Raw genomic sequence first — 15,156 nt, 5'->3', positions numbered from 1 at the left:
AGTAAGACCTCGATTTAGTATAACTCTGAAAGTCCAGATATCCGTGAAGTAATTGATAAACCACATTCCATAAATTTTTCGCCAATTTCTTCAACATCTTCCTCATTTATGTCTGTTTTCTCTACATAGGATAATGCATCTTCAAGTAAAGAAATATATTCTATATTTAAATCCTCTGAATGCATAGATTGGGTAGCTCGTTCTATTATTATTAATAATTCATCATGATAGCTATCGTTTTCATCAAAGTTATCCCATAATTTAGGGATTTTTTCTTTAATTTCTGAAAAACATATTTGCCGAATACTTAATTCATCAAATTCTTTTTTGACTAATCTTACCTCTTTAATCAATGAATGTAAAAACTCATTCTCAGATTTTAAATTGTTTTTTCTATTTTTAATCCAAAAAGATGAAGCTACTAAATGATTTTCTTCGAAGTTGAAAGCTTTTCGTTCAGGCATCCAACGTAAATTAGGTTCTCCTTCTTGAGGTATTACCCTGTTAGGAACTATTACTACATTATCGCGTCTTTCTCCAAGTCCTAATGGTACTACACGTCTAGGGATAGCTACACTTCCATTTTGATCTTCAATAATACTCCTATTTGATAAATCGAATCTCATTTTTCCACCCCCATCTTATTTTCTTCTTCTTCCAATAAATTCTTAATTTTAGTAAATTCTTTAATTAAATACTCAATTTTCCCCAAATCACTTTCAAATACTAATAAATTCTTACTTTCATCATATCCTCGTTTTATAGGATTTGTTTCCATTCTAATCAATGTTGTTGGAAACTTTAATGAATTTCCCCTTTCATTTCTACGTTTAACGATGATTTCCCATTCCAAATCCTTTAATATAGATGTCTTACAATTCATTTGTAATTCAAATACACGTTTAATGTTTTTATTAATAATTTCTCTTCTTAATATCTTACATCTTTCTTTAAAAGTTTTGACAAGTTCTTTATCTTTCAGGCTTAAAACAAGTTCTCTCTCCTCTTTTGAAAGAATTAGATATGTAACTTCCATTACTTCATTTAATATACTATTTACATCTTCCCATTGAATTTCATATTCAGCAGTTATGTTAGGATTTAATGGCTCTTTAGCAGAAAAGCCCATGCTTGAAGGTCCGAAATTAAATTCTAAAAGATCTTTTCTAATTAAATCTTTTATCAACATAGCGCCTTTCTCAAAGTCTTTAATACTAACTTCCGGTTCATTAGATTTTTTAGGAATTTTTTTCCACTCCACTTAATTCTATTATCTTATTGATAAACCGTTTAATAAATATATTCTATTTAATTTGTTAATGTCATCTCTAATTATGTAAGGTAACCCAATTATAATTTTTCATTTATTATTATATTTACATATTTTAATAATTCTAAACAAGCCAAATAATTTATGTTAAATATTATGTTATTCTTTAAATATGAATTTTAGTATAATTGATTATATTTATATCCAGTATAGTCAAATATCATTTTTTTATATAAAATTTAACATAATAACCTTAAAAAATAGATATAAATTTAATAAGATTACATTTTAAAAATATACCTATAATAAATTGTACAATTTAATTTAATATAACATTAGTTATTTATATTCTAAAATATACAACATATAACATACAATATACAAAACCTTAACATTTTAGGTTAGTTTATTCTTTAAAACCGTTATTTTACATTTTGGTGTCATTTAAACAACCTCTTTCCATGCTTACAAATTTTCCATTCACTATGCGTCTTCGGAATATAGGACTGGCAGCAAACTATTATGTTATTTGTTAATTTAGAAAATACTTAAAAATTAGAAATACAATTAAACATTGATATTCATTCAGATAAACTTTCATTTAATTCTTTTAAACCCTTTAAAAGATCCTTTAACATTTTTTCATCCATTTTAGCAGCTTTATGGATGAATTCGTCACCGGTTTCTTTTTTAATGTTATTGATTAGATCTCGTCCTTTCTCCGTAAAAACAACCCGATTTATCCTGAGATCTTTTTCATCCCGTATTTTTTTAATCAGACCTTTTTTTTCAAGTCTTTTTATTCTCCCAGACAGCGTATGAGGTGCATTACCAATATCTGCAGCTATTTCCCCAATTGTAGGAGGTAAAGCCTTTTCAGAAATTATATCTAATTCCAGCTCATCCAGCTCTATAAGTAAATGGAATTGTTCCAGTGTTAAACCATATTTTTTGGCTGCTTTATGATGTTTTGAATGTATCACCTTTTCCACACGTTCCAAGTACTCCCATATTTCAGCTACATCCACATAACCACACCTGTACACTTTTCATGAAAAGTATCTCGTTATACCGATATAAATTTTATTGATCCTCTTTTAAAAAAAATAATAAAATTTAATTTCCAACTGGTTCGTTGTTGAATGATCTTTTGATTAAAAATGACAGTCCAACTCCAATAATCAGCATAATACCCATGACTAAATAAGGTAATGAACTGATTCCAGTAGTTAACAGGTTAGTAGCAAGAATAGGACCTATACCTGCTCCTATAAATAGAACAACCGTATGAATTGAGAGAGCAGATCCTCTTGCTTTTCCTCCAAGTTGACCTATAAGCTCAATAACATTTGGAGTTGCTACTGCCATACCTGCCACGAAAACCACACTTAATACAGTGAGCAGTATCACATTAGAGACCATTCCTAACAATATAAGGCTTACTGCAGCTATTAGTAATCCTGCAATGAGAACATTGAAAAAGTGGAATTTTTTGGCAAGTAAACCTGAAGTTGAAGCAAAAAGAATACCTATTATCCCTACGGCCCGTATATACAGAATTTCCTGGCTGTTTAGGCCAAATTGAGGTCCACTTAAATAATATTCCAGTGCGGTGTACATGCACATCATTGACATTAAAAGCATTATATCCACTGCATATGTAAGTACCAGTGTTTTTATTTTAAATAACGATCCCATCTGGACAATAGCTCTTATAACACTGCTTTTAGGGCGTTGAATATCATCATAAGGTAAAAAAGCCATTACAATGAAAATAGTGATGAGATAAAATAGTCCCATTATACTAAACACGTAATTCCAGCTTAAATACTGGTTAATGAAACCACTTATGACCTGGCCAGTTATTCCTGCCATTAAAAATCCTGTAACCAGAAAACCTGTAGCTGTCAGCTTTTTAGTATCTGGAAACATTTCCACAATATAAGCCAGTGCCACCGGCGAAAATGTAGCAGCAACCAATCCCTGAACTGCTCGAAGAGCAATAATCCAGTAAATATTATCAAATAAACCTACAAGTGGTGATACGATGGTTAACAGGACCATACCTATTAAAATAATTTTTTTTCGACCATATCTATCAGATAAAGGTCCATAAACTAGGCAGCCGGCGGCAAAGAATATACAAAAAATGGTACTGGTCCACGCCGCATCATTTGGTGATATATTGAAGGATGTTGAAAATACTGAGATCAGAGGTATAGTAAGGTACATACCGGACATCACTATTAAACCGCACCAGAAAAGAACTGCTGTCATTAACCTGTAATTTAAACCTGATAACTGGTAATTTAGGTCTTTTTTCATTTTAATTGATGGTTCAGCCATTTAAAGCCTCCTTTTTATAATATGTTTATAAATATATCGTAGTTAGGATTATATCGTTACTACGATATAATCGTAGTAGTGATTATATCGCAGTAGTATATAAATATGTCGACAATTACATCACATTATCTGTTTTAAAAATTAATATTTACGAAAAATAAATTTTTTAGAGAGTTTTAAAGTCTAAAATTATATAAAAAAGATTATTTAATAAAATAAGTCCCAGTACTTATTTAAATTTTTAATCATTGAACTAGTGAATCATATACCACATAAACGATAATGTATCCTTCCTGCGCCTAAAAGGAGAACTATAATAACTTTTTGATTCACCCTTACGGATTCTTAAAGCTTCCTTTAATATCTTTTCAAAATAAGGAGGAACCCTCTCCAATACATACTTTCCCGCTTCCTATTTTGATACTATGTCCCTTCATACATAGTATAATAAAGTCGAGATGCTCAGCACTCCCCACTCCACTTTTTGCCCAAAGAGCGCCAAGGTGCTATTACTGAAATTCTTTTTGATACCTTTGCAGTCCAGTTAGTCCATTAGGTATTTGCATTTAATTTAACATAGCTGACTAAATCATCAACATATATATGTGGAACATAGTGTTCTGGAGGCTTGCCTGTCACTGTTATACCATAATTTTTCAATATGAACCCCGCTACAATACCCGTATTTCCAGATTTACCATTATCTCTTACATGTTTCCCATCAAAATACACAACAGGTACTTCATTTTTATCCAGTACTTTAACCTGCTTTGGTGTAACATAGGAACCTTTTAACTTGCTTTTAAGGTATTTAGACCCCATTTTTTTGTGTATTTCTTTAATTTTTTCCACTTCAGAAGTGTTTATTTCCTTTTTAATTATAGAAATAAAATCAATATCACTTTTACCGTTATAATCATTTAATGCCGCAGAACCGATAAGATAGAATGATTCCATTAAATCCAGCAATTTTGTATTAAAAATATCGATATATAATCATTTATAACTATTTTGACATCTTTTGGTAAATTAGTCATTTTTCTTCCTTCATCTGTGTTGGCAACCTAGACATCTCAAACTATGTTTTCAAATGTCATTAAGACAGTTCTTTAAATAATCAGGACATTATTATCCAAATTTTTATAATTTATCTTTAATCCATCTGGTCGCGGACCATATGTACTATATTTTCAGTTGTATCAACAAGCACTCCGATATTTTCCATTTCTTTTATTCCTCGTGCATAACATCCTGAAAGAGCATCTTCAGCAACAACAACCCTGTAATCCCTTTCACTTGCTTCATATATGGATGTTCTTGGGCAGTTTGGGTAGTTACACCCTGCAAAAACAAGCGTGTCCACTTTTAATCCCTGCAAATATTCTTGAAGAGGGGTGTTGTAAAACGCACCCCATCTCGGTTTGTAAATTATCACTTCATTTTCAGTTATTTTTTGAATCCCACCTGAAAGTAAGAGTTTTGAATTAATTCGTACAGAATCATCACCCAAAAGTTCTTCCGCTAATTCTGCACCTGGACTATTCTCTTCAAGTATGGGATTGCCTTCTTCAATCAATTTCCTTCTGCATAAATCAACATTTGACCTGTCTGTCTTATAGATCCTTACAACATGTATTACTGGAAGCTTGTACGCACGATACGTATCCAATAACTGCTTCATATACGGCAAAGCGGTAGAAGTACCTTGGATTTCAAATGGTTGGCCATCCAGTGTATCTTTTTGTACATCGACTGTTATGAGTGCAGAATTTTTAAAATTCGGGTTAAGGTATTTATCCATACTAACTCCTTTTTTATATCATTCAGGCACATCAAAAGCCCATTTAATTTCATATTGATAAAAATAAACGAATTAAAAACATTTTCACAGCTCTCAAGCTTACTTTTCTAAAAATTCAGCCCATAAAAACAGTTTTCCATGTCCCGGATAAACTGTTTTTAATTCCATACCTTTTAATTTTTCAACACTTGCATCAGCTTCTTCATCATCATCAATAATAGAGTTTAAAGCGGGATTTTTATTATTTGTAAACAGATCGCCGCAAAATAGATTGCCATCATCTGTAAGAACCCCTATAGAACCCTTAGAGTGCCCAGGAAGATAGATAACTTTAGCGTCAAAACCATATTCTAAGAAGCTGTGTTCATCATCTATATGCAGATCAGGCCTAAATCTTTCTGATTTACCAAAGCTAAAGAGGATAGGAGCTAACATTTTAATTAGAAAATTACCTTTTCTGTTGGAGAACATATCTCCATGCTTGACTATTTCTAAATCTCCATAGTGCATGGCTATCTTTGCATCAAATTTTTCACGTAGATAATCCGCGTTACCAGTATGATCAAAGTCTCCATGGGTTAAAATTATAAGATTAAGATTTTCGGGTGTGCAGCCTGCATCTTCCAGTTCTTTTTCAAGGTCAAAACGTTTATTTGAAGGCCCTGTATCAATTAATACATAATCATTACCGTTTTTTACAATGTAACAGTTTACACTGCCTAATTTAATTACACCTAACTTAATGGGCAATTCAATTGTTTTGATTTCCTGCGGCATATTTTTCTCTCCAATTTTGACTATTAATTGCCATGAATATAATCTGTCAATAGGAATAATAATATATTCATTTTAAATCCAATTCCATGCACACTAACCACTACTACCCTAAACCTAAATCCAATAACTATCAAAAATTTGTCATAAACAGGATGTGTATGCAATCCAGGAGATTAAAAACAAGAATATGAATAATGTTTAACCAACAATTTATTAAATAAGGCAATAACAGAGACATGATAACCATAAAAATAGGAATTAACATTTAAATCGCCATTTCACCGTTGCATTTGAGTAAGTTGCTTACCTCCTATCAGATTAATTCCTGACCTAATATTTTTTGTCCTGGTCCTCTGATGCCAAATCCTATTTGCAGGGAGCCATAACCACATGGGAATTTTAAATTTTCGAATTTCAACATCACATGTTGATACTGTTGCATCATATAGTTTTACCATATCTCATTATCTTTAGAACAGGTTTTTCTACTTCTGTTGAAGAACTTCAGGCTATCCTTATTTTTTGCATATAATTGCTTTCATAAGTATTTATCCCTATTTAGATTACTTTATGCTCAGTTATGATGATATTTATCTTTCTTTTATAGTTTAACCGATCTATTCTGAAATCATGCCCTTAGCAAATTCTTCCGCATGTTTCAGGTCTTCAATGTTAGGTCTACCCTTATTCATTCCTCCAAATAGTCTAAGAAAACTGTTGGTGTTAAAACCTTTGCATTGGAATTCATCAATGATAGTATAACCTTTAGATTCCAGTTTATATTTGAGTGTAGAATGATCTTTTGAGATTTTGGATTTCCCCGTTATTCCTGCAGTTGAAAAAATGAATGCATCCTTATTATTAACTTCAGGTAACCTATCTGCAAGCTTAAGCAGAGATTCATCATGTTTTGCACCATATATTCCCGAACCAAAACCAATGAGATCATAATATTGAAGTGATTCTGGATTTACGTCCTTCGGCAATATTATATCTGCACTTAAAACTTGGGCAATTGCCTTAGCGATCTTTTCAGTATTATGGTGGTGGTAAGAATATAAAATTAGTATTGATTTCATTTTTCCCAAACTCCCTTCCATTTATTTTGGTTTTTGGAAGTCCTGGTCCATGATGTGAACCCCAGAGGTTTACACTTCATGGACCAAGTTACCATTTTTCACGGAGGTGGTGTGAACTTGAATCAAATTCATTATACCATATTAATTTTAATTGAACCAATTTTAGGTGCCAGGTAGTTATATAAAAGCGCGACTAACGCTGTTTCTATGAAGTAGAACACGAAATTGGTTATAAATTCGCCATAATTTCCATCTAAGATACCAGATATTATTCCTAATAATGTGAAAACCAGGGCCACAGCCAGGGCTGTTGGTATTACAGGTACATGCTTAAGTTCGTGTAAGCTTCCAGTTATATTGGCAAATTCTAACTTAATTTTAGCTACTCTGGTAACTAAATAGTTATAAAATAGTGCAAATAATGCGTTCCATATAAATCCAAATACGAATGCCAGTATAGGCAGTCCTATTACTAACAACAAGGCCAATATTATTCCTGCAGCTCCAAATGTGCCGTCAGGTATAGTTGTTCCAGTAGTATTAGTTAAATTAGTTGTGATATTAGTTGTTACAGAAGAAATACTTATTACTGTTGCTCCAGTAGTGTTAGTTAAATTATCTGTGATATTAGATGCTATAGAAGGAGTACTTATTACTGAAAACAGTGGTGCAATTAATGCCGCCGTTAATAATCCCACTATAAATGCCCATATAGCTCCTATTGCTGATAAAATCAAGGAAAAAGAAATTACCGGAATTTTTACTACATCTTCACCTTCTAATTCTAACCTTATACCTCCTAATCTTGGTACTAATACGTTGTAAATCATTACTGAGAAAAGACTTATTACTATTGTAATGAAAAACGCACCTATTGGAAGGAGTACAAGTAAAGGTATTCCTAATCCTGTTACAAAATTAAACTGCCCCCATTGAGGTGCCAATTGAGGAATAACTCCCACAGTCTGCATGATTATTAACGTTACTAACATCACTAAAGCTGCAATAAAGCCCAAAACTCCATAAATTGAAGCCGTCATCTTTGTAAACGATGCCAGTTTGACCGATTTAATTTCCTTACTATTAATCATTCTAATTGCCCCTACCTGAATTCTAAAACTCAAATGATGTTTTTTTATCTAATTTACAATTTGATCAATGAGTTTCATTTTTTATAATTTATTGAATACTTAAATCTTGTTTAAACTCTTAAAAGTAATTTTTCCAAATTTTCCTCACATTAGTGTGGGATTTCCCTCCAAATTCCCTCCCAAAAAATCAATGAATTTATATTAAAAAATGAATTTAAACCCTTCAATTAAAAAAAATCAAATTATTGAAGAGTATACTTAAAAAATATTAATAATTATTCCCTTGTTACCATTAAAAGCAATGTTAAGGCTGTAAATTCAAGACCCAAAAATATAAAAGGAAGAATAGCATTGAAAAGAGTTTCAGGGATGCTGAATAAGAAATAAATCGAAAATAAAATGTTTTGAATCAGGAAAAGTGACGCAAATAAAACCAGAGTTGTGGTGAATTTGGACTTAACTTTCAGGTATCTTTCCATGTATACATAGAGCATACCTGCTAAAAGGCAGATATTTGCAACGCTTGTTATTAAAGCAGAGTATTTAACCAGTATTAACAAAGTAGGTATTATATCTGGCAGTCCAAATAAATTAATTTCCATTAACATGTTTTTTACCTTTTCTTTCCAATTTTATCATTCTTTAAATTCTTCCCAAATTTCCAGGAATATATCAAATCCCTTTTCCATTTCATCAGAAAGGAAATATAATGCACCATACGTTTCTCCAGTGGATTTTACCAGGTTATTTTCCTCTAAAACATCTATATGATGCCTTATTGTTTTATAATCAAGTGAAAGCTTTTGAGCAAGTTTATTAGCATTATATGGTCTTCTATTTAATTCAAGTATTATCCTGGCGCGGTTTTCCCCGCCTTTACTACCTGCTATTAACCACCACAAAAACACTTTCTTCATAGGAACTCCTGTAAATCAGACTCAAAGTATCGCATGAGCTTCATTTATATTTTTTTTCAAATTAACTTCCTTATAAATTTATTCATACCCAATCTTCTATGACAAATTGACCTGATGCCGGAAAAAATTTGTGGATTATTCCCAAGTTGATTGAAAATACTTTAAATTATTTTTCTGTCCTGCAATATCATCTGCTGTTGCATAAGGATGAGAATACCTATCATTTTCTTCAGTGTAAGACTTTAAAAAGAGGTTAGATTTAATTTGAACCGCTTGTTCTGGGCAGTAATTTAAACATGCATGGCAGAAGAAACTATCTACATTTTTCTGCCATACCGGCTTTCCATTGACCATCTTTATCTTGCCAGATAAACAAACCTTTTTGCAGGTTCCACAACCTGTACATTTTGAATTAGCATAAAACTCAACATTATAAAATTTATTAAGAACTGGAAGGAACAGCGAGAAAATCGGGAAAAGAGGCATATCAACAGTGAAATGAGTGTCTTTTTCATGGCTTTCATCTTTGTTTAAAATAATATCCTGAATGTATTCCAGATTATTTTGAATTTCAGATTCTATATCTGCCAGTTCTTCTGCTGCTGCCGGGTGCCAGTTTTTAAACTTGGGGTCGTTGCTTGCCATATTCAAAGTAAAATAGGAGTTTAGATCTTTACCCTTCTTGCCCAGTACCTTTTTAAAATCAGCGAATGCCCTGTGCTGACTGCCTTCACGTGTTGCGACTGCAAATATATATTTTGCTGATTTTAAGTCCATCTTTTTCAAAAATTCAATTACAATTGGAGGGGCCATTGCAAGATGGATAGGAAATATAATCCCCACTGTTTCTGCACTGGTTTTTACGGCATCCATATCTAAAAGGCCCACTATAGGTATTAATTCCGTTTCTGGAATCCTTTTTTGTAATTCCAGAGTTATATATAAGGAGTTTCCAGTTCCTGAGAAATAATAAATTTCAGTGCCCATAAAATCCCCCGTTAATCACTTTCCCTTAACATATCCAAAATATTCACATCCGGATGATGATAGCCCCCAGGTAGTTCCCCATAGCCATGAATTGCACTTTGCGGGCACCATTTGATGCAGGCCAGGCAGTTCTCACAGTGGTGCTGCCATACCGGTTTATTATCCACTATTTCAATATTACGCACCTGACAAACCTTCGAACATGTACCGCAGCCCGTACAATTCTCATCAGTGCTATAACTTCTATCCATAAAATGAATGACTTCATCTAATTTTAAATCCGAATCTTCCTGAAGACGTGCTGTTTTTTTCATTGATCTTAGGGAAGATCTATTTAAAAAACCAACTTTCATCATCCTTTCTATAATAGCCACAACCAGACCAATGAATAACCCATCGGTATCAAACCAGCCGTCCTTTGCTTTGACATGTTCACAAATAAAATCAAGTTTTTTATCTTTCCAATTACTGTAAAGTTTTGTTTTATTTTCAAAAGGCTTTCTAAAAGCGTTCTGCGGCATTTGAACACCAAATCCAGATGCAAGCTGGCCTCCACGCTTCTTGAGTTGTTCATCCAGAATTGTTAATGTGGAACCAGCCCCTCCACCAAATGTACACACTGCAAAGATATATTTTGTACTTATCCCATCCAGTTTCATGACAAATCGCTGCACAACAAGGGGAATATTGACAGTTCCCAAGTAATATACCGGAAAAACAATACCTATCACGTCTGAATCAGTTGTTATACTTTTTTTATCCATTACAGACGGTATTGATATCAAATCACCACCCATTTTCTCTGCAATATCCTTTGCTACAGTTAATGAATTTCCAGTCCCAGAGAAATAGTAAATTTCTAGGTTCATGACAAAACCTTTTTATTCATTTATAAGTCAAATAAGCCGCTGAATTCTTCAACCAGCTCGGCAATTTTTTCATTGCGGTGTTTGTTCCATACCACAATCCCTGTTCCAGACATTACTGCGCCTTTATCCTGACAAATTTGTTTCATTTGACCAGTTGCACGGGTTCCGCCGGTCCAGTTAAAACGCAGGGCTTTTGTAACAAAACATGCCACTTTTTTATTCTGAAGTGATGCAATCTGTTCCATATATACTTTCATGGCAGGTGCAAGGGAAAAGGCATGTACAGGAGCTCCAAAAATTAATGCATCGTACTTACCTACATCCGGAGGGTTTTCAATCTTTATATCTTTACCCTGCGGTTTATCGCCTCCTACCATTTTCACCCTCTGAATTTCTACATCGTTCCCAGATGCTGAAAGCTTCTCCCGAAGTTTTTGAGCGACTTTGCAGGTGTTACCTGTTTGTGAATGAACAACAATACCTATTTTCATAGTATAATCCCCATTTTATTCATCTAAATCAATTAATCTGCTGAATTTTTCGACAAGATCATCAATCTGTTTTTGGCGGTTTTTGTTCCAGATTACAATCCCTGTTCCAGAAACAGTAGCCCATTTAGATTCACAAATTTCCTTCAGTTCATTAATTGCACGATTTCCACCAGTCCAGTCAAACGGTAATCCCTTGGTAACAAAACATGCCACAGTTTTACCTGTAAGAGATGAAACTTGTGTCAAATAAGCTTCCATTACCTTTGAAAGGGAAAAGGCATGTACTGGAGCTCCAAATATAACTCTATCATACCCATTTAAATCAGGTGGATTTTGGATCATGCTATCTTTGCCAGGGGCATCCTGCCCTCCCGCTAGTCTCAACTGTTGAATATCTACCGCATGCCCATCTGCAGAAAGCTTTTCCTCGAGCCTCTGGGCAACAAAATGTGTATGGCCAGTTCTGGAATGAATGATAATTCCTATTTTCATAGAATATCCCCATTTATTAAAGATTTTTTTTATCTTTTTCATTAATAATCATTATTCTATTATTAAATTATTTAAAATGCACCTAATAATTTTTTAACATTCATGTCCAGAATATTGCTATAATTTAAATCGTTAATTTAAATAAATTAGAATTTTTTAACTAAATTAACCGAGACAGTTTAACCTGAAGTATAAACCGTGCATAGGATCATCATGAACATTTTAAAACAATTCAATTCTTCTAATTAATATCAATGTTTATACCATTTTACAACTAAATAATACTATGGACTCTGCCGAAACAAAAACCACTGCGAGATATGCGCTGTGGGTAAGTATTCTGGTCAGTTTTATGGTTGCATATATAAGTTCTTCTGTAAATATTGCTCTGCCCGAAATCGGAGAAACATTTGCACTTAATTCCATATTTTTAGGGTGGATTCCAACATCGTACCTACTTTTTACAGGCATATTTTTAATTCCATTTGGTAAAATAGCAGATAACTATGGCAAAAAGAAAATTATGACCTATGGAATAATAATATTCACACTGGCAAGTATTTTATCTGCTGCAGCCCCTTCTGGAACCATACTATTAATATCCCGAATTTTACAGGCCGTTGGAGGGGCTATGATCTTTGGAAATGTGTATTCCCTGATTGCATCTGTTTTCAAGAAAAAGGATAAAAGCAGGGCACTTTCTGTAAGTGTAGGGGTAAGTTATGTCGGGCTTTCCACTGGACCTATTTTAGGTGGATTTTTAACCCAGTTTTTAGGCTGGAGATCTATTTTTGCATTTGCTGTGCCATTCGGCGTAGCAGCACTGCTTATCCTCCTTAAGTTAGAAGAAAAACTTGAAGATAATGAAAATGAAAATATCAGCCTGATCAGCACTTCAGTTTTTGCATTATCACTAATTGGGATAATGGTGGGTTTTTCAGAGATTACCACTTACTTTGGGGTTATAACGTTAATACTAGGTTCTTTAGGAGTTCTAATCTTCATATGGCTTCAAAAAATAGTTAAAAATCCCCTTATACATCCTAAATTGTTATTTGACAGGGTTTACATCATTAACAATTTAACATCCCTTGTAAACTACGCCCCAGGCATATTCACCATTTTCCTTTTAACTCTGTACCTTCAGAACATAAAAGGATTAAGTCCTGACCAGGCAGGATTATTATTAAGTGTTCAATCTGTTTTTATAGCCATATTCTCGATTTCAGAGAGTAAATTATTGAAGTTCCTGTGGCCCCGTTTTATAGCAGCTATAGGAATGGCGCTGACTGCAGTAGGGTTAACTCTACTTGTGTTTTTAGGAGAGAACACAAATTTATGGCTTATAGTGGTTGCCCTTGCAGTTATTGGGTCAGGATATGGACTTTCTGCTTCTTCCAGTACTCAAATTTCAGTAGGGTACTTTGAAAATAAGTTTTATGGAGTTTCCACTGCTACGTTGAACACCATGAGGGTAGTGGGCCAGATGATGGGAATGGGAGTAACTCTGGCCGTTCTAAACATTTTTATGGGACAATCTCCTCTTACGCCCAGTAATTACACTTCTTTTATTGAAGCCAGCAAAATACCATTTTTAATATTTGCTATTTTATGTTACATCTCAATATACGGCTATTTCATTATAAGAAGGAAAAATTGAGAAAAATATTGGACTATTCTAATTTCCCTGTGAATTTTTCATGTTGATAAATATCTTAAATACCAGAATTAGAATAAATGCGACCAATAACCCTGAAATGAAACATAACCAATATTGCAAAGAAGATTCTGCAATTCTCTGATTAATCAAATTTATCATCCCCAAAAAACCGCATAATATAACTACCAATGGCATCAAAACACTGTTATTGTCCATGATTCCCCCCCCCCCATCTCCTATTTTATTTAATTCTCTACTGTACTGTGTTTATAACCTTATTTCACTTTTTTCAAGCTTTTTGTTATACAGGTAAAGCTGTGCTGTCACATATCCAAGGAAGGTAAGTATTAAAACAATGAATACCAGTGCCCATACTATACCCGAATTGTGTTCTAAAAGGAGATAAAATACAACTATTTCTAAAGGCACCAGAATACCAACAGTCTTGATCAATCGATTATTTCTCTCAATTAATGATTTCGTATCAGTATAAATACTCTGCCTTTCATTTTCATAGGGTTTACGCCAGATATACCATGGAATGATTTTATCATCTGCTAATTCCCAACCATCCGCTTTAAATAGCTCAAAATAATTATTTCCCACGTTAATTTGATAGTCAACGCAGTACCTCATCTTCCTGCTTTCTCCTTTTTCAAATTTAAAGACTATATAAGCAAAACCTACACTGACCAGATTCCAGCCGTTTAATTCCATTTCTTCAAGCCAGTTTTCTATTTTTTCTGGGTTCCAGCCCCACCACCAGTGGCAAGCAGTTTTAGTTTCTCCCATTTTAATCCCCAATCCTTAAAAACTTATATGCATCAGCTATTTAATAACAAAATTTTAAATATCAAAGCTTCATTTCATTTTTTTCCAGTTTTTTATTATACAGGTAAAGCTGCATCATAATGTACCCTAAGGCTAAAATCATTAAAAAAAGCAGTCATAACCCTATTCCTATATGACCACCCTCAAATGTAGAGTAAAATACAATTACATCCATGGTTATCAAAATTCCAACAATCCAAAGCTGGCGGTTGTTTCTTTCAATCAAGGACATTGTATCAGTATAAATACTCTGCCTTTCATTTTCGTAGGATTTACGCCAAATATACCCCTGGTAAAATTCCATCATCAGCTAGTTCCCAGCCATAATCTTTAAAAAGCTCAAAATAGTTTTCATCAACATTTTCTTGATAGTCGATGCAGTACCTCATCTTCCTGCTTTCTCCCTTTTCAAATTTAAAACGGATATGATTGAAATCAACTTGAAATAAGTTCCAACCCCCAAGTTCCATCTCCTCAAGCCAGTCTTCTATTTTTTCTGGGTTCCAGCCCCACCACCAGTGGCAAGCAGTTTTAGTTTCACCCAT

General features: G+C 33.4%; 18 protein-coding genes. 1 reads left to right on the top strand and 17 read right to left on the bottom strand.

Features of this window, described 5'->3' with window-relative positions:
* Positions 1 to 14: 14 nt before the first annotated feature.
* The 15 genes from ASJ80_RS07305 to ASJ80_RS07230 all read right to left on the bottom strand — a co-directional run bounded on the left by ASJ80_RS07305 (position 15) and on the right by ASJ80_RS07230 (position 12,120).
* Positions 15 to 626, bottom strand: a complete 612-nt coding sequence (locus tag ASJ80_RS07305) for a hypothetical protein (RefSeq protein ID WP_069584235.1) — start codon at positions 624 to 626, stop codon at positions 15 to 17.
* Positions 623 to 1,261, bottom strand: coding sequence for a hypothetical protein (locus ASJ80_RS07300; protein ID WP_069584236.1), 639 nt, complete (start codon positions 1,259 to 1,261; stop codon positions 623 to 625). Before ASJ80_RS07300 ends, ASJ80_RS07305 begins: the two co-directional genes overlap by 4 nt.
* Positions 1,262 to 1,851: 590 nt before the next feature.
* Entirely contained in the window at positions 1,852 to 2,298 is a 447-nt protein-coding gene (locus ASJ80_RS07295; protein WP_069584237.1) for a MarR family winged helix-turn-helix transcriptional regulator, read from the bottom strand.
* An 88-nt stretch (positions 2,299 to 2,386) separates the two neighbouring features.
* Complete coding sequence (locus tag ASJ80_RS07290; protein WP_245837522.1) at positions 2,387 to 3,616, bottom strand: MFS transporter; 1,230 nt, start codon at positions 3,614 to 3,616, stop codon at positions 2,387 to 2,389.
* Between the two features lie 552 nt (positions 3,617 to 4,168).
* Positions 4,169 to 4,573: a hypothetical protein gene (locus ASJ80_RS07285; protein WP_069584238.1), complete on the bottom strand. Its 405-nt coding sequence runs from the start codon at positions 4,571 to 4,573 to the stop codon at positions 4,169 to 4,171.
* Positions 4,574 to 4,769: 196 nt separating this feature from the next.
* Positions 4,770 to 5,417: a cysteine hydrolase family protein gene (locus ASJ80_RS07280; protein ID WP_069584239.1), complete on the bottom strand. Its 648-nt coding sequence runs from the start codon at positions 5,415 to 5,417 to the stop codon at positions 4,770 to 4,772.
* 99 nt (positions 5,418 to 5,516) lie between these two features.
* A complete protein-coding gene (locus tag ASJ80_RS07275; protein WP_069584240.1) occupies positions 5,517 to 6,194 on the bottom strand; it encodes an MBL fold metallo-hydrolase in 678 nt (225 codons plus the stop codon).
* Positions 6,195 to 6,811: 617 nt separating this feature from the next.
* Complete coding sequence (locus ASJ80_RS07265) at positions 6,812 to 7,273, bottom strand: flavodoxin family protein (protein WP_069584242.1); 462 nt, start codon at positions 7,271 to 7,273, stop codon at positions 6,812 to 6,814.
* 131 nt (positions 7,274 to 7,404) lie between these two features.
* On the bottom strand, positions 7,405 to 8,364 hold the full coding sequence (locus ASJ80_RS07260) for a hypothetical protein (protein WP_069584243.1): 960 nt from the start codon (positions 8,362 to 8,364) through the stop codon (positions 7,405 to 7,407).
* 275 nt (positions 8,365 to 8,639) lie between these two features.
* Positions 8,640 to 8,966 carry a hypothetical protein gene (locus ASJ80_RS07255; protein ID WP_245837521.1) on the bottom strand — a complete coding sequence of 109 codons (327 nt, stop codon included), beginning with the start codon at positions 8,964 to 8,966 and terminating at the stop codon, positions 8,640 to 8,642.
* Positions 8,967 to 8,999: 33 nt separating this feature from the next.
* Complete coding sequence (locus ASJ80_RS07250; protein WP_069584245.1) at positions 9,000 to 9,281, bottom strand: ArsR/SmtB family transcription factor; 282 nt, start codon at positions 9,279 to 9,281, stop codon at positions 9,000 to 9,002.
* A gap of 135 nt (positions 9,282 to 9,416) precedes the next feature.
* On the bottom strand, positions 9,417 to 10,268 hold the full coding sequence (locus ASJ80_RS07245) for an EFR1 family ferrodoxin (protein ID WP_069584246.1): 852 nt from the start codon (positions 10,266 to 10,268) through the stop codon (positions 9,417 to 9,419).
* 11 nt (positions 10,269 to 10,279) lie between these two features.
* Positions 10,280 to 11,137, bottom strand: coding sequence for an EFR1 family ferrodoxin (locus ASJ80_RS07240; RefSeq protein ID WP_069584247.1), 858 nt, complete (start codon positions 11,135 to 11,137; stop codon positions 10,280 to 10,282).
* Between the two features lie 20 nt (positions 11,138 to 11,157).
* Positions 11,158 to 11,628, bottom strand: a complete 471-nt coding sequence (locus tag ASJ80_RS07235) for a flavodoxin family protein (RefSeq protein WP_069584248.1) — start codon at positions 11,626 to 11,628, stop codon at positions 11,158 to 11,160.
* Between the two features lie 15 nt (positions 11,629 to 11,643).
* Positions 11,644 to 12,120: a flavodoxin family protein gene (locus ASJ80_RS07230; RefSeq protein ID WP_069584249.1), complete on the bottom strand. Its 477-nt coding sequence runs from the start codon at positions 12,118 to 12,120 to the stop codon at positions 11,644 to 11,646.
* Positions 12,121 to 12,406: 286 nt separating this feature from the next.
* Here ASJ80_RS07230 and ASJ80_RS07225 point away from each other — a divergent pair, with 286 nt between their 5' ends.
* A complete protein-coding gene (locus ASJ80_RS07225; RefSeq protein WP_069584250.1) occupies positions 12,407 to 13,780 on the top strand; it encodes an MFS transporter in 1,374 nt (457 codons plus the stop codon).
* A gap of 267 nt (positions 13,781 to 14,047) precedes the next feature.
* Here the strand turns inward: ASJ80_RS07225 and ASJ80_RS07215 are convergent, their stop codons facing one another.
* A complete protein-coding gene (locus tag ASJ80_RS07215; protein WP_069584252.1) occupies positions 14,048 to 14,572 on the bottom strand; it encodes a DUF2812 domain-containing protein in 525 nt (174 codons plus the stop codon).
* Positions 14,573 to 14,883: 311 nt separating this feature from the next.
* Entirely contained in the window at positions 14,884 to 15,156 is a 273-nt protein-coding gene (locus ASJ80_RS07210; RefSeq protein WP_069584253.1) for a DUF2812 domain-containing protein, read from the bottom strand.

The organism is Methanobacterium bryantii (assembly GCF_002287175.1).
Classification (GTDB): Archaea; Methanobacteriota; Methanobacteria; order Methanobacteriales; family Methanobacteriaceae; genus Methanobacterium_D; species Methanobacterium_D bryantii.
The sequence above is the reverse complement of the archived record's forward strand: the minus strand, read 5'-3'. Positions and strand labels throughout refer to the sequence as shown.